We start from the raw sequence: 20,295 nt of genomic DNA, 5'->3' as shown, positions 1-20,295 counted from the left end.
GGGAGCTAGCGCAGTCCGGCGGCCGCCAGCGCGGCGGTCGCCCCGCCGGTCAGCAGCAGCGTGGTGCCCACCGCGAGGGTGCGCAGCGCGACCGCGCCGAACAGCAGCCGGGGCGAGGTGCCGAGGCGCAGCAGCGCTTCGGTGACCACCCGGCGGTCGGTGCGGACCTCGGCGAGCCGGGCGATCACCGCGGCGGCCGCGCAGCCGAGCACCAGGCAGGCCTCGACGGCGGGCAGCGCGTCGGCGCTGTCCGGCGTGCCGATCCAGTAGCGGATGGTGGTCAGCACCATGGCGACGACCAGGGTGAGGACGGCCAGCGGCGGGCCGAGCCGACGGGCCTGGGCGGTGAGGCCGCGTCCGGCCAGCAGCCGCAGCGGGGTGGGTCGGCCGACGGCGAGCAGCCGTCCGGTCCAGGCGAGCAGCGGGCCGGTGAGCAGGGCGAGGCCGAGTGCGCAGGCGGCCCAGCCGCCGAGGGCGGCGGTGCTGGTGGTGCCGAGCCCGGCGGGCAGGCGGATCGGGCGGCCGTCGGCAGGGGCGCCGGGTCGCAGCGCGATGAGTTCGAGCGCGGCTCCGATCACCACCAGTCCGATCGGCGCGGCGATCCGCAGCGGGCCGAAGCCGGTGCGGCCGCGGGTGCGGCCGCCGGGCAGGGTCTCGGCGACGGGCACCGAGCAGCCGGCGGCGATGCCGGCGGTGAGCGGGACCAGGGCGAGCAGGGTGACCGGCGCGGCGGCCGGCAGCGGCACGCCCATGCCGAGGTCGGGGGCGAGCGAGGGGCCGGCGATGTCGTTGCGCAGCACCAGGAAGAGCAGCAGGGTGAGCACGCTGCCGAGGGTGCAGGCGAGGGCGACCTCGCCGGCGATCATGGTGCGGATCCGCCAGGAGCCGGCCCCGGCGGCGGTGAGGCCGGCGATCCGCTCGGGCCGCCGGGCGGGCACCGAGCGGGCGGCGACGGCCGCGAACCAGGCGACGGCGGCGAGCGGGGGCAGGCACCAGAGCAGTCGCACCAGCGCGTCGGCGCCGCCGATCGGGTCGCTCAGCGCCCGGCCGAGGGAGCGCAGCAGGAAGGCGGCGACGACGGCGGCCGCCAGTGCGGTGAGCAGCCAGCGGCCGAGGTCGGGCACCCGGTAGCCCCGGGCCAGACGGAGGTAGAACACGTCGACTCTTTCAGCGGCTCGGCGCCGTCAGCGGCGGGTGGCCGTGACGACGGAGGCACCGGCCGTGCCCGGGGCGGCGGTGCCGCGCGGGACGGGGGCGGCGGGGGCGGTGAGCCGTCCGTCGACGAGGGCGACGGCGCGGTCCGCGAACCGGACGAGCTCGGGGTCGTGGGTGGCCAGGACGAGGGTGAGCTGGTGCGAGCGGGCTGCGCTGGTCAGTATCCGCAGGACCTGGTCGGCGGCCTCGCGGTGCAGCGGGGCGGTGGGGTCGTCGGCGAAGACGACGGGCGGCAGCGGGGCGAGCGCGCGGGCCACGGCGATCCGCTGGCACTGGCTCTGGACCAGCCGGTCGGGGCGGTGCCGGGCGATGTCACCGACGTCGAGGCGTTCCAGCCACTCGTCGGCGGCGGTGTAGGCGGCCTTGTTGCCGGCGCCGGCGAGCAGCAGCGGCAGGGCGACGTTCTCGCGGGCGGTCAGCTCGGGCACCAGGTGCGGTTCGGAGCCGACGAAGCCGAAGCGGTCGCGGCGCAGCCGTTCCCGGCCGGCCCGGCCGAGGGTGTGCACGGGGGAGCTGTTGAACCAGACCTCGCCCTCGTCGACCGGGAGCTGGGCGGAGAGGCAGCCGAGCAGGGTGCTCTTGCCGGAGCCGCGCGGGCCGGTGACGGCGAGCACCTCGCCATCGCGGACGCCGATGGAGATGCCGCGCAGGGCGGGGGTGCCGTAGTGGGACTTGACGATCCCTCGGGTCCACAGCACGTCGTTGTCAGGCGGTGCCGCTGACATGAGGTTCCATCCTGGGTGGCCGCAGGGATATGACAGTCGTCAGATTAGAACGACCGGGGCCGGTCGCGGTTGCGGCGCTCTGGTCCATCACGGGCAAATCACCCGCATTCAGGCATGTTTGGTCGTACGACTGTGATGTTCCGTGGCGGTGGGTGAACGCCGAAGGGCGGCCCCGCGGGAGCGGGACCGCCCTTCGGCGGAGGGTGGGAAGGGGCTCAGGGGATCAGAGCTTCGCCCACGCGTCGGTGAGGCTGGTCCGCAGGATCTGCTCGATCTCGTCGAAGGTCGACTGGTCGGAGATCAGCGGCGGGGCCAGCTGGACGACCGGGTCGCCACGGTCGTCGGCGCGGCAGTACAGGCCGTTGTCGAAGAGGGCCTTCGAGAGGAAGCCGTAGAGCACGCGCTCGGTCTCCTCGTCGTTGAAGGTCTCCTTGGTGACCTTGTCCTTCACGAGCTCGATGCCGTAGAAGTAGCCGTTGCCGCGGACGTCGCCGACGATCGGCAGGTCGCGCAGCTTGCTCAGGGTGCCCAGGAACGCCGACTCGTTGTCGAGCACGTGCTGGTTCAGGCCCTCGCGCTCGAAGATGTCGAGGTTGGCGAGCGCCACGGCCGAGGAGACCGGGTGGCCGGCGAAGGTGTAGCCGTGCAGGAAGGTGTTGTCACCCTTGTAGAACGGCTCGGCGATGCGGTCGGAGATGATCGTGGCGCCGATCGGGGAGTAGCCCGAGGTCATGCCCTTGGCGCAGGTGATCATGTCCGGCACGTAGCCGAACTTGTCGGCGCCGAACATGGTGCCGAGGCGGCCGAAGGCGCAGATGACCTCGTCCGAGACCAGCAGCACGTCGTGGCGGTCGCAGATCTCGCGCAGGCGCTGGAAGTACCCAGGCGGCGGCGGGAAGCAGCCGCCGGCGTTCTGCACCGGCTCGACGAAGACGGCGGCGACGGTCTCGGGGCCCTCGAAGAGGATGGCCTCCTCGACCTGGTCGGCGCACCAGCGGCCGTACGCCTCGGGGTCGACGGTGCCGTCGGGGCCCTCAAGGTAGTGCGGGGCGCGGTAGATGTTGGTGTTCGGGGCCTTGTGGGTACCCGGCACCAGCGGCTCGAACGGGGCCTTCAGGCCCGGCAGGCCGGTGATGGACAGCGCGCCCTGGGGAGTGCCGTGGTAGGCGATGGCGCGCGAGATGACCTTGTACTTGGTCGGCTTGCCGATCAGCTTGAAGTACTGCTTGGCGAGCTTCCAGGCGGTCTCGACGGCCTCGCCGCCACCGGTGGAGAAGAAGACCTTGTTCAGGTCGCCCGGGGCGTAGTTGGCCAGGCGCTCGGCCAGCTCGACGGCCTTGGGGTGCGCGTAGCTCCAGATCGGGAAGAACGCGAGTTCCTTGGCCTGCTTGGCGGCGACCTCGGCGAGCTCGGTGCGGCCGTGGCCGGCCTGCACGACGAACAGGCCGGCCAGGCCGTCGATGTACTTCCGGCCCTTGTCGTCCCAGATGTGCGTGCCCTCGCCCTTGACGATGGTGGGCACGGGGGAGTTCTCGTACGACGACATGCGGGTGAAGTGCATCCACAGGTGGTCGTAGGCGGTCTTGGAAAGGTCCTTCTGCGCCGGGTCGGCTGTCATCGGGTGCCCCAGGTGTAGGTCTGTTTCCGGAGCTTCAGGTAAACGAAGCTCTCGGTGCTCCGCACGCCGGGAAGCGCGCGGATGCGCTTGTTGATCAGTTCGAGCAGGTGCTCGTCGTCCTCGCAGACCAGTTCGGCCAGGAGGTCGAACGAGCCTGCGGTGCAGACGACGTAGTCGACCTCGTCGAGGGCGGCCAGCGCGTCGGCGACGGGCTCGATGTCGCCCTCGACCCGGATGCCGACCATCGCCTGGCGGGTGAAGCCGACGGTGAGCGGGTCCGTGACGGCGACGATCTGCATCACGCCCTGGTCGAGCAGCTTCTGGACGCGCTGCCGTACGGCTGCCTCGGACAGGCCGACGGCCTTGCCGATGGCGGCGTACGGGCGGCGCCCGTCCTCCTGGAGCTGCTCGATGATCGCCTTGGAGGCGGCGTCGAGGGGAACGCTCGCGTTCCGGTCGCGGTTGGCCACGCGGCCACTGTGCCTGATCGCTTCTCTGTTCGCAAGCGTGGAAACTGCTGATTTCGTCGTGATCTTGGAAATCCCATGCGGATTTCATCGCTTGCATGCGTCACGCCTGTCGATACCGGCAGTCATGCGGCTACCCTGGCACGGTACGCGCGCGCCCCCGCAGGGCGTCGCCCGTTCCGCCACCAGTGGACCGCGCCCCTTCGGGCCCGGCCACTCGGCGCCCTTCGTAGGCCGGACCCCCCGACGTACCATGGCGCCGGAATCTGCAACGCCGCAGGCCCAGACCGAGGAGAGACCCGTGAGCGACCTTCGCACGCTGCGCAACTACATCAACGGTGAGTTCGTGGACGCGGCCGACGGCCGCACGCTCGACATCGTCGACCCGACCACCGGCGAGGTGTACGCGACGTCGCCGCTGTCCGGTGCCGCTGACGTGGACGCCGCCATGGCCTCGGCCGACGCGGCGTTCCCGGTCTGGCGCGATGCCACCCCGAGCACCCGGCAGAAGCTGCTGCTCAAGATCGCCGACGCGATCGAGGCCCGGGCCGACGAGATCGTCGAGGCCGAGGTGCGCAACACCGGCAAGCCGCGCGGGCTGACCCACTCCGAGGAGATCGCTCCGATGGTGGACCAGATCCGCTTCTTCGCCGGCGCCGCGCGCCTGCTGGAGGGCAAGGCCGCCGGCGAGTACATGGACGGGCTGACCTCGATCGTCCGCCGCGAGCCGGTCGGCGTCTGCGCCCAGGTCGCGCCGTGGAACTACCCCATGATGATGGCCGTCTGGAAGTTCGCCCCGGCCATCGCCGCGGGCAACACCGTGGTGCTCAAGCCCTCGGACACCACCCCGGCCTCCACCGTGCTGCTGGCCGAGATCATCGGCGGCATCCTCAAGGACCTGGAGCTGCCGGCCGGCGTCTTCAACGTCATCTGCGGCGACCGCGAGACCGGCAAGCTGATGGTCGAGCACAAGACCCCGGCGATGGCCTCCATCACCGGTTCGGTCCGGGCCGGCATCCAGGTCGCCGAGTCCGCCTCCAAGGACGTCAAGCGCGTCCACCTGGAGCTGGGCGGCAAGGCCCCGGTCGTGGTCTTCGAGGACGCCGACATCGCCGAGGCCGTCGAGGGCATCTCGGTGGCGGGCTACTTCAACGCCGGCCAGGACTGCACCGCCGCCACCCGCGTGCTGGTGCACGAGTCGATCCACGACGCCTTCGTCGAGGCGCTGGCCAAGGCCGCGGCCGAGATCAAGACCGGCGGCGTGGACGACGAGGACGTGCTGTACGGCCCGCTGAACAACGCCAACCAGCTGAAGCAGGTCGCCGGCTTCATCGAGCGGCTGCCCGCCCACGCCAAGGTCGAGGCCGGTGGCCACCGGGTCGGCGACCAGGGCTACTTCTACGCCGCGACCGTCGTCTCCGGGCTGAACCAGGACGACGAGATCATCCAGAACGAGGTCTTCGGCCCGGTCATCACCGTCCAGAAGTTCACCGACGAGGACCAGGCCGTCGAGTACGCCAACGGGGTCGACTACGCGCTGGCCTCCTCGGTGTGGACCAAGGACCACGCCCGCGCCATGCGGATGTCGCGCCGCCTGGACTTCGGCTGCGTCTGGATCAACACCCACATCCCGCTGGTCGCCGAGATGCCGCACGGCGGCTTCAAGAAGTCCGGCTACGGCAAGGACCTGTCGTCCTACGGCTTCGAGGACTACACCCGGGTGAAGCACGTCATGACCGCGATCTAGCGGGTCATGACCGTCGAGCGCAGAATGACCGCGATCTAGCGGGTCGATCGAAGTAAAAGCGTCTGAACCGACGAAGGGTCCGGGGTGTCTCGCCCCGGGCCCTGTCGCTTTGCACCCTGTCGGCGGCTCGGGCGACCGGCTGACAGGATGAAACTGCCCTTCGGGGCGCGGGCGGCCCTAGCCTTACCGGCATGAGCATCCCCACCGCTGACTCAGCCGCCGGCCAGGCCATCAAGGCCGCCGACCGCGCGCACGTCTTCCACTCGTGGTCCGCCCAGGCGCTGATCGACCCCCTCGCGGTGGCCGGCGCCGAGGGCTCGTACTTCTGGGACTACGACGGCAACCGCTACCTCGACTTCTCCTCGCAGCTGGTCAACACCAACATCGGCCACCAGCACCCCAAGGTGGTCGCCGCGATCCAGGAGCAGGCGGCGAAGCTCTGCACCATCGCCCCCGGCTTCGCGGTCGAGTCGCGCAGCGAGGCGGCCCGGCTGATCGCCGAGCGCACCCCCGGCGACCTGGACAAGATCTTCTTCACCAACGGCGGCGCCGAGGCCGTGGAGAACGCCATCCGGCTGGCCCGGCTGCACACCGGCCGGCAGAAGGTGCTGTCCACCTACCGCTCGTACCACGGCGCCACCGCCAACGCGATCGCCCTCACCGGCGACCCGCGGCGCTGGGCCAACGAGACCGGCGTCTCCGGGGTGGTGCACTTCTGGGGTCCGTACGCCTACCGTTCCAACTTCCACGCCGAGAACGAGGCGCAGGAGTGCGAGCGCGCCCTGGAGCACCTGGAGCAGGTGATCGCGTTCGAGGGTCCGGGCACCGTCGCGGCGGTCATCCTGGAGACGGTGGTCGGCACCGCGGGCATCCTGATCCCGCCGTCGGGGTACCTGGCCGGGGTGCGGGAGATCTGCGACCGCTACGGGATCGTGTTCATCCTGGACGAGGTGATGGCCGGCTTCGGCCGCACCGGCGAGTGGTTCGCCGCCGACCACTGGGGCGTGGTGCCGGACCTCATGACCTTCGCCAAGGGCGTCAACTCGGGCTACGTCCCGCTGGGTGGCGTGGCGATCAGCGCCGAGATCGCGGCCACCTTCGCCGAGCGGCCGTTCCCCGGCGGGCTCACCTACTCCGGGCACCCGCTGGCCTGCGCCTCGGCGGTGGCCACCATCAACGCCATGGCGGAGGAGGGCATCGTCGAGAACGCCAAGCACATCGGCGAGACGGTGCTCGGCCCCGGTCTGCGCGAGCTGGCCGAGCGGCACCCCTCGATCGGCGAGGTGCGCGGCCTCGGGGTGTTCTGGGCGCTCGACCTGGTGAAGGACCGGGAGACCCGCGAGCCGCTCGTCCCCTACAACGCCGCGGGCGCCGACAACGCGCCGATGGCCGAGCTGGCCGCGGCCTGCAAGCGGCGCGGGCTCTGGCCGTTCGTCAACATGAACCGCTTCCACGTCGTCCCGCCGTGCACCGTCACCGAGGAGGAGGCCAAGGCCGGCCTCGCGGTGCTGGACGAGGTGCTGTCGCTCACCGACGCGCACACTGTCTGACGTACCTCCCAGGACGGCCCCGGACACGGTTTGTCCGGGGCCGTCCCACGTTCCGGAAGGCCCCCATGTCCAGCAGCGCCACCCTGACCCGACGCTTCCCCAACTCCCGATTCGTGCGCCGACGTTCGGTGCTCGGCGGGGCGGCGCTGCTCGGCGTGCAGTACCGGTGTCTGGGTCGGCCGTCGGTGTGATGCTTACGGCCAGCTCAGTCTTCAGGTATTGCTGCTGGTGTTCCCGACCGAGGAGATGTGCGGCCGGCTGCACGGCATGCGCGAGGTCACCTCGGCCGAGCGGCCGGAGCTGCACAAGGTCTGGGGGCGCATCACGGGGTGTGAAGTCCTACCGGCGGACGGCGTCCAGCGCGAGCAGCGCCACGTGCAGGGACAGGCAGGACTCCACCTGGTCGAGGTCGACGCCGAGGATCCGCTCGACCTTGTGCAGCCGGTCGTAGAAGGACGGCCGGGACAGGTGGGCGGCGTCGGCCGCCGCCGACTTGTTCCGGCCCTGCTCCAGGTAGATCCGCAGCATCTGCACCAACTGGCCGTTGTGCTCGGCGTCGTGGGCCAGCAGTGGGCCCAACTCCCGTTCCACGTACGTCTGCAGGCGGGCGTCGTCGCGCAGCAGGTGGAGCAGGCCGCGCAACCGCACGTCCGGCAGCCGGTAGTAGGAGGCGGTGCGGCCGCCGCCGGGCGCGTCGTGCAGGGCCGCGTCGGCGACCTGGGCGGCCTCCAGCAGGGTGCGCCGGGCGTCGCGGACCGAGCCGACCGAGGAGCCGACCGCGACCACCGGGCCCGGGGCGTCGGCGCCCTCCCGGCCGGCCTCGGCGGACATCCGGCGCAGGGTGGCCGAGAAGGCGTCCAGTGCGGTGTGCTCGTCCTGCTGGGCGCCGAGCGCGATCAGCAGGCCGACGCCCTCGTCGTCCAGCGCGCCGACCAGGGCGGAGAGCCGGCAGGCCCGGACGGCGCCGGCGGCCAGCTCGGTGAAGTCGCGCAGTCGGGCCTGGGCCTCCAGCGCGGCGGGGATCGGCCCGCGGCGCTGGCGCAGCACCACGCCGACCAGCCGTCGGCCGTCCAGCGGGACGCCGAGCGCCTGGGCGCGCAGGGCCACCTCGGAGACGGTCAGCGCGTGGGTCAGGATGCCGGAGAGCAGGGTGCGGTGGGTCTGCCGCTCCAGGCTCTCCCGGTCGCGCACCACCAGCCGGTTGAGCGCCAGCGCGGAGGCGCCGCGCTCCAGCAGCATGGCGTGGGGGTGCGGCTCGCCCTCCGGCAGCGGGCCCGGCTCCTGGACCAGCACCAGCCGGCCCCAGTCCTGGCCGCGGGCGCCGACGGTGGTGACCAGCCAACCGCTGCGCGGGTCGTGGCCGGTGCGGCCGGGCGGACGGACCCCGCGCGAGCGGCGCTCCCAGTCCTCCAGCAGCTCGGCCTCCGGGCGTCCGGCGGTGTCGTGGGCGAGCACCTGGTGGGCGAGGTTCTCCAGGACCACCGGCGCGCCGGCCATCCGGGCCACCTGGCGGATCACCTCGGGCGGCTCGGCGCCCTCCACCACCAGCTCGTTGAAGACCTGGTGGACCGATTCGGAGACCCGCAGCTGCTCCAACTGGGCGTTCACCACCAGGGCGTGCACGGCCTCGGTGACGGCGACGAAGCGCACCTCGCGGCGGAGCGCGATCAGCGGCAGCCCGCGCTGCTCGGCGGCGTGCACCAGGGCGCGCGGCAGCGAGTCGAAGTAGCGCCGGCCGAACTCGACCACCAGCCCGGCCACGCCGACCTCGTCCAGGTCGCGGACGTAGCGGACCAGGCCCTCGCGGTCCTCGGGCAGCGCGATGCCGGTCGTCAGCACCAGTTCGCCGCCCTGCAGCATCCCCGCGACATCGGGCAGTTCGATGACGTGGACCCAGCGGACCGGCCGCTCCAGGCGGTCGGCGCCGGCCACCACCTGGGGCAGGCCGCGCCGCATCACCTCCAGGTCGAGCACTCGGGCGACGGTGGGGAGCATCGCGGGCCTCCAGGGCCGGGGAGGAGGGAGGGGGAGGAGGGGACGACGGGGGCGGGGTGGACAGGGTGTCAGGTGAATCATCATCGCCCCGACGACCTGTCGCCCTGCGAAGAGCCTTGCACTCTGTAAGGCCCTTCGCGCCGAGAGTGTCGAAGTGACCCTTGTCACGTCAACCCCGCAATTGGCAAGGTCAGCGGGACCGCAGGCCCCCACTGCGGAAGCGTTTCGCCGCACCGCGTGGTCGAACCGCCGGCACTTGGAGGAACCCAGATGGACCTGACCGACTTCGGCGCGGGCGCGCAGTACATCGCGGGCCGTCAGACCCGCGGCAGCGGCGAACCCTTCCAGGTCGTCAACCCCGCCGACGGCAGTGTGGTCGAGCAGGTCGCGCTGGCCACCGCCGGGGACGTGGACGTCGCCGTCGCGGCCGCCAAGGCCGCCCTGTCCGGCTGGGCCTCCGCCACCCCGGGCGCCCGGTCCGAGGTGCTCACCCGGCTGGCCGCCGTACTGGCCGACGCGGCGGACGACCTCGCCCGGGTGGAGACCGCGCAGACCGGCAAGCCGGTCAAGCTGGCCACCGAGTTCGACGTCCCCGGCACCGTCGACAACGCCGCATTCTTCGCCGGCGCCGCCCGCAGCCTGGAGGGCAAGGCGGCCGGCGAGTACTCCGGCGACCACACGTCCTACGTGCGGCGCGAGGCGATCGGCGTGGTCGGCTCGATCTCGCCGTGGAACTACCCGCTGCAGATGGCGGCCTGGAAGATCCTCCCGGCGATCGCGGCGGGCAACACCATCGTGCTCAAGCCGGCCGAGCTGACCCCGCTGACCTCGCTGATGTTCGCCCGGGCCTGTACCGAGGCGGGCATCCCGGACGGCGTGGTCAACGTGGTCACCGGCGCCGGGCGCACGGCCGGCGAGCACCTGGTCCGCCACCCCGACGTCGCGATGGTCTCCTTCACCGGCTCCACCGCCGTCGGCAGGAGGGTCGCCGAACTCGCCACCGCGAGCGTCAAGCGCACCCACCTGGAGCTCGGCGGCAAGGCACCGTTCGTGGTCTTCGACGACGCCGACCTGGACGCCGCGGTGCACGGCGCCGTCGCCGCCTCGCTGATCAACGGAGGCCAGGACTGCACCGCCGCCACCCGCGCGTACGTCCAACGCCCGCTCTACGACGCCTTCGTGGCCGGGGTCGCCGAGCTGTACGCGGCGATCCGGATCGGCGACCCGCGCAACCCCCACACGGACCTCGGCCCGCTGGTCTCGTACGCCCACCGAGACCGGGTGGCCGGCTTCGTGGAGCGCGCCCGCTCCTACGCCACCGTGGTCACCGGCGGCCCCGCGCCCGCGAAGGGCCACGACGGCGCCGACCTCACCCGGGGCGCCTACCACGCGCCCACCCTGATCACCGGCGCGGCCCAGGACAGCGAGGTGGTGCAGGGCGAGGTCTTCGGCCCGGTGCTGGTGGTGCTGCCCTTCGACGGTGACGACGAGGGCCTGCGGCTGGCCAACGACACCCCGTACGGCCTGGCCGCCTCCGCCTGGACGAGCAACGTGCACCGCTCGCTGCGCGCCACCCGGGAGATCGCCGCCGGGTGCGTCTGGGTCAACGACCACATCCCGATCATCAGCGAGATGCCGCACGGCGGTTACAAGGCGTCCGGCTACGGCAAGGACATGTCCCAGTACTCGCTGGACGAGTACACCCAGGTCAAGCACGTCATGTTCGACACCACCGCGGTCGCCCGCAAGGACTGGCACCGCACCGTCTTCGGAGACCGATAACCCCTTCGGCCAGGTGCTCCCCCCACGCACCCTCTTCCCCCAGGAGGCCCGTTCCATGGCGTTCAAGGCGTTCAACGAACTCACCGACGGTCTGCCCGAACCGGTCCGCAGGGCCTGGGAACGCAGTCTGACCAGCGGTCGGGCCGCGGTCGGCCGCCGCACCCTGCTGCGCGCCGCCGCGCTGACCGCCGGGGCGGGCACCCTGGCCGCCTGCGGCATCCCCGCGGCGCCGCGGGCGACCGGCGACTCGACCGCCAACGCCGCCAAGGACCTCTCGGACAGCGAGAAGGAGGTGGACTTCTCCAACTGGCCGCTGTACGTGGACACCGACGAGAAGGACAAGCAGAAGCACGGCACCCTGGACGCCTTCACCGCGGCCACCGGCATCAAGGTCAAGTACAACGAGGACGTCAACGACAACGTCGAGTTCTTCGGCAAGGTCAAGCCGCAGCTGGCGGCCGGCCAGGACACCGGTCGCGACCTGGTGGTGCTCACCGACTGGATGGCCGCCCGGCTGATCCGGCTCGGCTGGGCGCAGAAGCTGAACCCGGCGAACGTGACCACCGCGATCACCAACATCGAGGCCCGCTTCCGTGCCCCCGACTGGGACCCGGGCCGGCTCTACACCTACCCCTGGGCCGGCATCCAGGCCGTGGTCGCCTACAACCGGAAGGCGACCAGGGGCAAGGAGGTCACCAGCGTCTCCCAACTGCTGGACGACCCCGAGCTCAAGGGCCGGGTCACCTTCCTCTCCGAGATGCGCGACAGCATCGGGATGGTCCTGCTGGACATGGGCAAGGACCCGGCGAAGTTCACCGCCGACGACTACGACGCCGCGGTCGCCCGGCTGCAGAAGGCCGTCGACGGCAAGCAGATCCGCCGCTTCACCGGCAACGACTACGGCCAGGAGCTGTCCTCCGGGGACATCGCCGCCTGCGTCGCCTGGGGCGGCGACCTGATCCAACTGCGCGCCGACAACCCGGACATCGAGTTCGCCATCCCGGAGAAGGGCTACCTCGCCTCGACCGACAACATGCTGGTCCCGGCGAAGGCGCGGCACAAGACGAACGCGGAAAAGCTGATCGATTTCTACTATCAGCCGAAGATCGCGGCGCAGCTGGTCGCGGGCATCGGCTTCGTCTCCGCCGTCACCGGGATGAAGGACGAGCTCGCCGCCCTCGCCCCGGACAGCGCGGCCAACCCGCTGGTCGTACCCACCCCCGAGATGGCGGCCAAGGCGCACGTGTTCCGCACCCTCACCGAGGGCGAGGAGAGCGACTTCGAGCAGAAGTTCTCCAAGCTCATCGGCGCCTGACCCCACTCGGAAAACAGACACTGCCGGCAGACAGCCCAGGAAGACACCCCATGACAGACCAGCTGCGCGACGCGACCGGCGGCGACGTACGCCTCACCGGCATCGGCAAGACCTACGGCTCCTTCACCGCCGTCCACCCGCTCGACCTGACCGTCCCCCAGGGCTCCTTCTTCGCCCTGCTCGGCGCCTCCGGCTGCGGCAAGACCACCACCCTGCGCATGATCGCCGGCCTGGAGGAGCCCACCAGCGGCACCGTCCTGATCGGCGGCCAGGACGTCACCCCCCTGCCCCCGTACAAGCGCCCGGTGAACACCGTCTTCCAGAGCTACGCGCTCTTCCCGCACCTGGACGTCTTCGAGAACGTCGCCTTCGGCCTGCGCCGACGCGGCAAGAAGGACGTCAAGAAGCAGGTCGACGGGATGCTGGAGCTGGTCGAACTCGGCCAGTACGCCCGGCGAAAGCCGCACCAGCTCTCCGGCGGCCAGCAGCAGCGCGTCGCGGTCGCCCGCGCGCTGATCAACCACCCCCAGGTGCTGCTGCTGGACGAGCCGCTCGGCGCCCTCGACCTCAAGCTGCGCCGCCAGATGCAGCTGGAGCTCAAGCGGATCCAGACCGAGGTCGGCATCACCTTCGTGCACGTCACCCACGACCAGGAGGAGGCCATGACCATGGCCGACACCATCGCGGTGATGAACGGCGGCCGGGTCGAGCAGCTGGGGGCGCCCGCCGAGCTGTACGAGAACCCCGCCACCACCTTCGTGGCCAACTTCCTCGGCCAGTCCAACCTGCTGCCCGCCGAGGTCACCGGCGGCGCGGGCGAGGACCTGCTGGTCACCGTGGCCGGTACCCGCCTCGCGCTGCCGAAGGCGCGCTGCGCCACCGGGGCCGGGCGGGTCCACCTGGGCGTGCGCCCGGAGAAGATCACCATCACCCACGCCACCGAGCAGGTCGACGAGGGCCGCAACAAGCTGGCCGGCACCGTCCTCGACTCCAGCTTCATCGGCGTCTCCACCCAGTACGTGGTGCGCACCGACGGCGGCCAGGAGGTCACCGTCTTCGAGCAGAACATGGAGCGCGACGCCCGGATCGTCCCCGGCGCCGCCGTGCAGCTGCACTGGAACCCGGCGCACTCCTTCGCCCTGGACGCCGCGCAGGCGATCGACGCGGGCACCGCGGAGGAGGCCGCGTGACCGCCACCACCCCGGCCGCGCCGCCGCAGGTCATCCCGTTGCCCGACACGCCCTCGAAGCCGAAGCGCAAGCTCACCCCGTACTGGCTGCTGCTGCCCGGCATCGCCTGGCTGGTCGTCTTCTTCGTCGTGCCGATGCTGTACCAGGGGTCCACCTCGCTGCAGACCGGTTCGCTGGAGGAGGGCTTCAAGGTCACCTGGCACTTCTCGACCTACTGGGACGCCCTGGTCGAGTACAAGTGGCACTTCGTCCGCTCGTTCTCCTACGCGGCCATCGCCACCGTGCTCTGCCTGGTCATCGGCTACCCGCTGGCGTACACCATCGCCTTCAAGGCGAACCGGCGCTGGCGCAACGTCATCCTGATCCTGGTCATCGCGCCGTTCTTCACCAGCTTCCTGATCCGCACGCTGGCCTGGAAGACCATCCTGTCCGACGGCGGCCCGGTGGTCGGCGCGCTCAACACCCTGCACGTCCTGGACGTCACCAACGCGCTCGGGCTCACCTCCGGCGACCGGGTGCTCGCCACCCCGCTCGCCGTGGTCTGCGGCCTGACCTACAACTTCCTGCCGTTCATGATCCTGCCGCTGTACACCTCGCTGGAGCGGATCGACCCCCGGCTGCACGAGGCGGCCGGCGACCTCTACGCCCGGCCGTTCACCACCTTCCGCAAGGTCACCTTCCCGATCTCGCTGCCGGGCGTGGTCGCGGGCACCCTGCTCACCTTCATCCCGGCCTCCGGCGACTACATCAACGCCCAGCTGCTGGGCTCGCCGAGCGAGCAGATGGTCGGCAACGGCATCCAGAAGCAGTTCCTGAACGTGCTCGACTACCCCACGGCGGCCGCGCTGAGCTTCATCCTGATGGCCCTGATCCTGGGCATGGTGACGGTCTACATGCGCAAGGCCGGGACGGAGGAACTGGTCTGATGTCCCGCACCCTGAAGTGGGTCCGCGCCCACCTGGTCGTGCTGGCCGGCCTGCTGGCCCTCGCCTACCTGGTGCTGCCGAACCTGGTCGTGCTGGCCTTCTCGTTCAACAAGCCGGTCGGCAAGTTCAACTACGAGTGGAACGAGTTCTCCACCGACGCCTGGACCAACCCCTGCGGCGTGGCCGACATGTGCCAGTCGCTCTCGCTCAGCCTGCGGATCGCGGTGCTCGCCACCATCGGCGCCACCGTGCTCGGCACCATGGTCGCCTTCGCGCTGGCCCGCTACCGCTTCCGCGGCCGCTCGGCCACCACCGCGATGATCTTCCTGCCGATGGCCATGCCCGAGGTGGTCATGGCCGCCTCGCTGGGGACGCTGTTCCTGAACATGCGCATCCCCTTCGGCTTCACCACCATCCTCATCGCGCACATCATGTTCTGCCTCAGCTTCGTGGTGACGGCCGTCAAGGCGCGCGTGATGAGCATGGACCCGAGGCTCGAACAGGCCGCCCAGGACCTCTACGCGACCCCCGCCCAGACCTTCCTGAGGGTCACCCTGCCGCTGGCCGCCCCCGGCATCGCCGCCGGCGCCCTGCTCAGCTTCGCGCTCTCCTTCGACGACTTCATCATCACCCAGTTCAACTCGGGCCCGACCACGGTCACCTTCCCGATGTTCGTCTGGGGCGCGTCGCAGCGGGGCATCCCGGTGCAGGTGAACGTCATCGGCACCGCGATGTTCGTCGCCGCGGTCGCGCTGACCGTCGCCGGCCAGTGGCTCGGCAACCGCCGGAAGGCCACCGCCTGACATACGGTCGGTCAGCGGTGGCTCGTACCGTCATCTATCCGTGGAAAGTGGCTGATAATGCATGGACTCCGCCCGCGCACTCAGTGACGCCAGGCCCACCCCCTTCTGGCTGGAGGACCCCGGCCGGCCGCAGGCGCTGCCCGCCCTGGTCGGCGACACCACCTGCGACCTGCTGGTCGTCGGCGGCGGCTACTCCGGCCTGTGGACCGCCCTCATCGCCAAGGAACGCGACCCGTCACTGGACGTCGTCCTGGTCGAGGGCAACGAGGTCGGGTGGGCCGCGTCCGGGCGCAACGGCGGATTCTGCGCGGCCAGCCTCACCCACGGCTTCGGCAACGGCCTGCAGCGCTGGCCCGCCGAACTCGCCCAGCTGGAACGACTCGGCGCCGCCAACCTCGACGGCATCGAGGCGACCCTCAAGCGCTACGGCATCGACGCCGAATGGGAGCGCACCGGCGAGATCGACGTCGCCACCCAGCCCCACCAGGTCGAGGAACTGCACGAGATCGCCGAGGCCGTCGCCCGCCACGGCTTCGACCTCACCGTCCTGGACGCCGATCAGCTGCGCGCCGAGGTGAACTCGCCGACCTTCCTCGGCGGCCTCTGGGACAAGGAGGGGGTGGCGATGGTCCACCCCGCCAAGCTCGCCTGGGGCCTCAAGGAGGCTTGCCTGGGCCAGGGCGTACGGATCTTCGAGCACACCCGGGCCACCGAGCTGCGCGAGCACGGCAGCGGCATGGCCGTCCGCACCCCGTACGGCCGGGTCTTCGCCCGCCGGGTCGCGCTCGGCACCAACGTGTTCCCGTCCCTGCTCAAGCGCGTCCGTCCGTACGTCGTCCCGGTGTACGACTACGCGCTGATGACCGAGCCGCTCAGCGACGAGCAGCTCGCCGCGATCGGCTGGCGCGGCCGGCAGGGGCTCGGCGACAGCGCCAACAAGTTCCACTACTTCCGGCTCTCCGCCGACAACCGGATCCTCTGGGGCGGCTACGACGCGGTCTACCACTACGGCGGCCACGTCCGGCACGAGTACGACCAACGGCCGGAGACCTTCCGCACCCTGGCCAACCACTTCTTCCGCTGCTTCCCGCAGCTGGAGGGGCTGCGCTTCACCCACGCCTGGGGCGGCGCCATCGACACCTGCAGCCGGTTCTCCGCGTTCTTCGACACCGCCTACCGGGGCAGGGTCGCCTACGCCGCCGGCTACACCGGGCTCGGCGTCGGCGCCACCCGTTTCGGCGCCGAGGTGATGCTCGACCTGCTCGCCGGCGAGCGCACCGAGCGCACCTCGCTGGACATGGTGCGCTCCAAGCCGCTGCCGTTCCCGCCCGAACCGGTGCGCTGGGCCGGGATCGAGATCACCGCCCGCTCGCTGGAGCGCGCCGACCGCAACGGCGGCCACCGCAACCTCTGGCTGCGCACCCTCGACCGGCTGGGGCTCGGCTTCGACAGCTGACCCCGCCAGTCGTGTAAGAGGGACCCGCCGTCCGCCTCTCCTTGGTGACGGCGGGTCTCGGCATCCCGCCGCGCCCGACCAGTACGAACGGCGAGAAGCGGGGACACGACATGGAGAGCACCGGACTGAACTGGCTCACCCGGGTGGCACCGGACCCGGCGGCCTTCCGGGCGCAGTGGGAACGCACCGGGCTGGGCCTGACGCTGCTGCCGGCCGGGCGCCGCTGGGACGTCCTCGCCGTCCCCGGGCGGCTCGGGCGCCCGGCCCTGGACGTCCTGGACACCGGCTCCTGCGGCCCGGTCCTCACCGACTCCGGGGAGGAGCACGTCAGCTTCCTGGTGCCCGTCGGCACCGCCGCCCGCTGGATCGGCACCGGCGTGCGCTGCGCGGGGGAGGGCACCTGGATCGTCGTCCCCCACCCCGGCCGCAGAAGCCGGGGCGTGCGCTGGCTAGTGCCGCCCGACGGCTCCGGGCGGCTCAACGACCCCGTGCTGCTGGAGCTGGCCCTGCACGAGGCGGCGGCCGGGCTCAGCGGCTGGTAGCGCCGCGACAGCCTCACAGCAGCGGCGCGCGGGGCGGGCGCTCGGGTCAGACTGGAAACGTGACCACCGCCCCGCACGCCGTCGACGCGTCCCTCCGACCGGGGCCCGCCCAGCTGCGCCTGGCCGCCCTGGCCGGGCCCGTCTGCGCCCGGTACGGGCTGGCGCTGGCCGGTGGGCACGCGCTGCGCGCCCACGGCGTCCCGGCCTGCCCGCAGGACGGACTCACCCTGGCCACCGGCGGCGCCGACCTGCCGGAGGTGGCCGCCGCGCTGGCGGAGGCGTACCGCGCAGCCGGTGGCGGGGTCGCCGAGCGGCCCGGAACGCCGCGCCTGGAACAGCTGACCGTACGGCTGGCGCTGGGCGGGCGGTCGCACTCGGTGGAGCTGCGGAAGGAACCGCTCGGCCACCGGCCGGTCCGGCTGGACTTCGGCGCACTGGAGCCCGGCGAGCCGCCGGTGGTCCTGCCGGTGGTCGCCCTGGAGGACGCGGCGGCGCTCACCACCGCGCTGCTGGTCGACCGGGGCATGCCGCGCGACCTGATCGACGTGTACGCCCTCGCCCACGACTACCGGGAGGGCGAACTGCTCGCCCTGGCTGCGGAGTTGGACCCGGACTTTCAGCCGGGCGGGCTCGCCGACCGGCTGGAGACGCTGGCCGAGGCGGCGGACGGCCGGTTCCGCGCCCGGGGCGTCGAGGCCGGGGCGGTGGACGGGCTCAAGCGGTGGGCGCTGGCCTGGGCGCAGGACCTGCGGCTGGACCTGCTGGAGACCCAGGAGGCCGCGGACGGGTTGCACGACCCTTACCTGGAGGAGGAGTCCTGAGGCGCCCCGGATCCGTCCGGTGTCGGGCGGCTTCACACGTTCGGCGCAGCGACCGGACGACCTGTAAGGCTGAATCCGTGATCCCCGTCAGCCTGTTCGTTGAGCCGTGCCCCGGCGGCCACCAGACTGGGAGACGAGCGCGGTAGCCCCGTGAATTTCCGTCGCCCGGCCCTCTCGCGGGCGGCGCCAGACCGGACCGGTGGCAGGACGCCGCCCGGGACTTCGGAGGCAGACGGACTTGAGCAAGCACATCATTCACTGGATCGGCGGCAAGCCGGTCGCCACCGCCGGTGCGGCGCCCCGTCGCGGTGACATCTTCGACCCGGCCACCGGCCAGGTCGCCGGCCAGGTGGACTTCGCCGGAATCGCCGAGGTCGACCAGGCCGTGGCCGCCGCGGCCTCGGCCTTCGCCGAGTGGCGCACCGCCTCGGTGGCCAAGCGGACCACGGTGCTCTTCGCCTTCCGCGAGCTGCTGAACGCCCGCCGGGACGAGCTGGCCTCGATCATCGTGTCCGAGCACGGCAAGGTGCACTCGGACGCGCTGGGCGAGATCGCCCGCGGCCTGGAGGTCGTCGAGTACGCCTGCGGCATCCCGCAGCTGCTCAAGGGCGGCTTCACCGAGCAGGCGTCCACCGGCATCGACGTCTACTCGATCCGTCAGCCGCTCGGCCCGGTCGCGGTCATCTCGCCGTTCAACTTCCCGGCCATGGTGCCGATGTGGTTCTTCCCGATCGCCATCGCGGCCGGCAACACCGTCGTGGTGAAGCCCTCGGAGAAGGACCCGTCCGCGGCCAACTTCCTGGCCGGGCTGTGGAAGGAGGCCGGGCTGCCGGACGGCGTCTTCAACGTGGTGCACGGCGACAAGGTGGCCGTCGACCGTCTGTTGGAGCACCCGGACATCAAGTCCGTCAGCTTCGTCGGCTCCACCCCGATCGCCCGCTACGTCTACGAGACCGGCACCCGCTACGGCAAGCGCGTGCAGGCCCTGGGCGGCGCCAAGAACCACATGCTGGTGCTGCCCGACGCCGACCTCGACCTGGCCGCCGACGCCGCCGTCAACGCCGGCTTCGGCGCGGCCGGCGAGCGCTGCATGGCCGTCTCCGTCCTGGTCGCGGTCGACCCGGTCGGCGACGAGCTGGTCGACAAGATCAAGCAGCGGATCGCCACCCTGAAGGTCGGCCCCGGCTGCAACGGCGACTCCGAGATGGGCCCGCTGGTCACCGGCCAGCACCGCGACAAGGTCACCTCCTACGTCGAGTCCGGCGTAGCCGACGGCGCCGAGCTCGCCGTGGACGGCCGCAAGCACCCGGTCGCCCCCGAGGACCGGAACGGCAGCCCGACCAGCGACGGCTTCTGGCTCGGCCCCACGCTGTTCGACCACGTGAAGCCCGGCATGTCCGTCTACAACGACGAGATCTTCGGTCCGGTCCTCTCCGTCGTGCGCGTCGCCTCCTACGACGAGGGCCTGGCGCTGATCAACGCCAACCCGTACGGCAACGGCACCGCCCTCTTCACCAACGACGGCGGCGCGGCCCGGCGCTTCCAGTTCGAGGTGGAGGTCGGCATGGTCGGCATCAACGTGCCGATCCCGGTACCGGTCGCCTACTACTCCTTCGGCGGCTGGAAGGCGTCTCTGTTCGGCGACGCCCACGCGTACGGCCCGGACGGCGTGCAGTTCTTCACCCGCGGCAAGGCCGTGACCCAGCGCTGGCTGGACCCGTCGCACGGCGGCATCAACCTCGGCTTCCCCACCAACAGCTGAGCCCCCTGGTGCGGCCGGCCGGACCCCTCCCAGGAGTCCGGCCGGCCCCTTTTGCACGTCGTTTGCGTCCGGCCGCCGAAGCGCGTACAGTTCTTCGAGCTGCCTGGCAGGGAGCACCGGACACGCGTCTGCGCGGACGGTCCCGGGGCAGCCAATCCCTTGAAACACCACTTCTCGGTTCGTGCCGGTCGTTTCGCTTTTCGCGTCACGGCTCGGTGCTTATTCGGCGTGCTCGTTTTATCGGATTGCGGTCGGACTCGGCTGGATTCGCTTTTCGGAGCGGGGATCGGCTAGAGTTTGAAACGTCGGACGGGGCGTCAAGCCGCAGAAGACAGCAGCGAGTTGGATGACGAAGCCCCGGAAAACGGAGCGGAAAACATC

17 protein-coding genes are annotated in these 20,295 nt (G+C 71.5%); 12 read left to right on the top strand and 5 right to left on the bottom strand.

Annotated elements, in window-relative coordinates:
* Window positions 1-5 precede the first annotated feature (5 nt).
* From ACIG5E_RS27180 to ACIG5E_RS27165, 4 genes are all read right to left on the bottom strand, one after another.
* Window positions 6-1,157: a hypothetical protein gene (locus ACIG5E_RS27180; protein ID WP_396537608.1), complete on the bottom strand. Its 1,152-nt coding sequence runs from the start codon at window positions 1,155-1,157 to the stop codon at window positions 6-8.
* Window positions 1,158-1,184: 27 nt separating this feature from the next.
* The gene (locus ACIG5E_RS27175) at window positions 1,185-1,940 is read right to left on the bottom strand and encodes an ABC transporter ATP-binding protein (RefSeq protein WP_396537606.1); all 756 of its coding nucleotides are present in this window, start codon (window positions 1,938-1,940) and stop codon (window positions 1,185-1,187) included.
* Window positions 1,941-2,163: 223 nt separating this feature from the next.
* Window positions 2,164-3,558, bottom strand: a complete 1,395-nt coding sequence (locus tag ACIG5E_RS27170) for an aspartate aminotransferase family protein (protein ID WP_396537604.1) — start codon at window positions 3,556-3,558, stop codon at window positions 2,164-2,166.
* Window positions 3,555-4,028 (bottom strand): Lrp/AsnC family transcriptional regulator, encoded by a 474-nt coding sequence (locus ACIG5E_RS27165; RefSeq protein ID WP_030243538.1) that lies wholly within the window; start codon window positions 4,026-4,028, stop codon window positions 3,555-3,557. Before ACIG5E_RS27165 ends, ACIG5E_RS27170 begins: the two co-directional genes overlap by 4 nt.
* Before the next feature lie 250 nt (window positions 4,029-4,278).
* Here ACIG5E_RS27165 and ACIG5E_RS27160 point away from each other — a divergent pair, with 250 nt between their 5' ends.
* The 3 genes from ACIG5E_RS27160 to ACIG5E_RS27150 all read left to right on the top strand — a co-directional run bounded on the left by ACIG5E_RS27160 (window position 4,279) and on the right by ACIG5E_RS27150 (window position 7,513).
* Window positions 4,279-5,772, top strand: a complete 1,494-nt coding sequence (locus ACIG5E_RS27160) for a gamma-aminobutyraldehyde dehydrogenase (protein WP_396537602.1) — start codon at window positions 4,279-4,281, stop codon at window positions 5,770-5,772.
* A gap of 191 nt (window positions 5,773-5,963) precedes the next feature.
* The gene (locus tag ACIG5E_RS27155; protein WP_396537600.1) at window positions 5,964-7,322 is read left to right on the top strand and encodes an aspartate aminotransferase family protein; all 1,359 of its coding nucleotides are present in this window, start codon (window positions 5,964-5,966) and stop codon (window positions 7,320-7,322) included.
* A gap of 65 nt (window positions 7,323-7,387) precedes the next feature.
* Complete coding sequence (locus ACIG5E_RS27150) at window positions 7,388-7,513, top strand: hypothetical protein (protein WP_396537598.1); 126 nt, start codon at window positions 7,388-7,390, stop codon at window positions 7,511-7,513.
* A gap of 148 nt (window positions 7,514-7,661) precedes the next feature.
* Here ACIG5E_RS27150 and ACIG5E_RS27145 read toward each other — a convergent pair whose 3' ends face one another.
* Window positions 7,662-9,317, bottom strand: a complete 1,656-nt coding sequence (locus ACIG5E_RS27145) for a PucR family transcriptional regulator (protein WP_396537596.1) — start codon at window positions 9,315-9,317, stop codon at window positions 7,662-7,664.
* Between the two features lie 270 nt (window positions 9,318-9,587).
* Between ACIG5E_RS27145 and ACIG5E_RS27140 the strand changes: the two genes are divergently transcribed.
* The 9 genes from ACIG5E_RS27140 (at window position 9,588) to ACIG5E_RS27100 (ending at window position 19,914) form a co-directional block, all read left to right on the top strand.
* A complete protein-coding gene (locus tag ACIG5E_RS27140; RefSeq protein ID WP_396537594.1) occupies window positions 9,588-11,099 on the top strand; it encodes a gamma-aminobutyraldehyde dehydrogenase in 1,512 nt (503 codons plus the stop codon).
* A 55-nt stretch (window positions 11,100-11,154) separates the two neighbouring features.
* A complete protein-coding gene (locus tag ACIG5E_RS27135) occupies window positions 11,155-12,414 on the top strand; it encodes a spermidine/putrescine ABC transporter substrate-binding protein (RefSeq protein WP_396537592.1) in 1,260 nt (419 codons plus the stop codon).
* 50 nt (window positions 12,415-12,464) lie between these two features.
* Window positions 12,465-13,604 carry an ABC transporter ATP-binding protein gene (locus tag ACIG5E_RS27130; protein ID WP_396537590.1) on the top strand — a complete coding sequence of 380 codons (1,140 nt, stop codon included), beginning with the start codon at window positions 12,465-12,467 and terminating at the stop codon, window positions 13,602-13,604.
* Window positions 13,601-14,530, top strand: coding sequence for an ABC transporter permease (locus tag ACIG5E_RS27125; protein WP_396537588.1), 930 nt, complete (start codon window positions 13,601-13,603; stop codon window positions 14,528-14,530). The genes ACIG5E_RS27130 and ACIG5E_RS27125 overlap by 4 nt, the downstream gene beginning before the upstream one ends.
* On the top strand, window positions 14,530-15,333 hold the full coding sequence (locus tag ACIG5E_RS27120; RefSeq protein ID WP_396537587.1) for an ABC transporter permease: 804 nt from the start codon (window positions 14,530-14,532) through the stop codon (window positions 15,331-15,333). Before ACIG5E_RS27125 ends, ACIG5E_RS27120 begins: the two co-directional genes overlap by 1 nt.
* A gap of 61 nt (window positions 15,334-15,394) precedes the next feature.
* Entirely contained in the window at window positions 15,395-16,789 is a 1,395-nt protein-coding gene (locus ACIG5E_RS27115) for an NAD(P)/FAD-dependent oxidoreductase (RefSeq protein WP_396537585.1), read from the top strand.
* 110 nt (window positions 16,790-16,899) lie between these two features.
* Entirely contained in the window at window positions 16,900-17,331 is a 432-nt protein-coding gene (locus ACIG5E_RS27110) for a hypothetical protein (RefSeq protein ID WP_396537583.1), read from the top strand.
* Between the two features lie 59 nt (window positions 17,332-17,390).
* On the top strand, window positions 17,391-18,152 hold the full coding sequence (locus tag ACIG5E_RS27105) for a nucleotidyl transferase AbiEii/AbiGii toxin family protein (RefSeq protein WP_396537581.1): 762 nt from the start codon (window positions 17,391-17,393) through the stop codon (window positions 18,150-18,152).
* 238 nt (window positions 18,153-18,390) lie between these two features.
* Window positions 18,391-19,914: a CoA-acylating methylmalonate-semialdehyde dehydrogenase gene (locus ACIG5E_RS27100; RefSeq protein ID WP_396537579.1), complete on the top strand. Its 1,524-nt coding sequence runs from the start codon at window positions 18,391-18,393 to the stop codon at window positions 19,912-19,914.
* Window positions 19,915-20,295 lie beyond the last annotated feature (381 nt).

It is taken from the genome of Kitasatospora sp. NPDC053057 (assembly GCF_044546945.1).
GTDB lineage: Bacteria > Actinomycetota > Actinomycetes > Streptomycetales > Streptomycetaceae > Kitasatospora.
The sequence above is the reverse complement of the archived record's forward strand: the minus strand, read 5'-3'. Positions and strand labels throughout refer to the sequence as shown.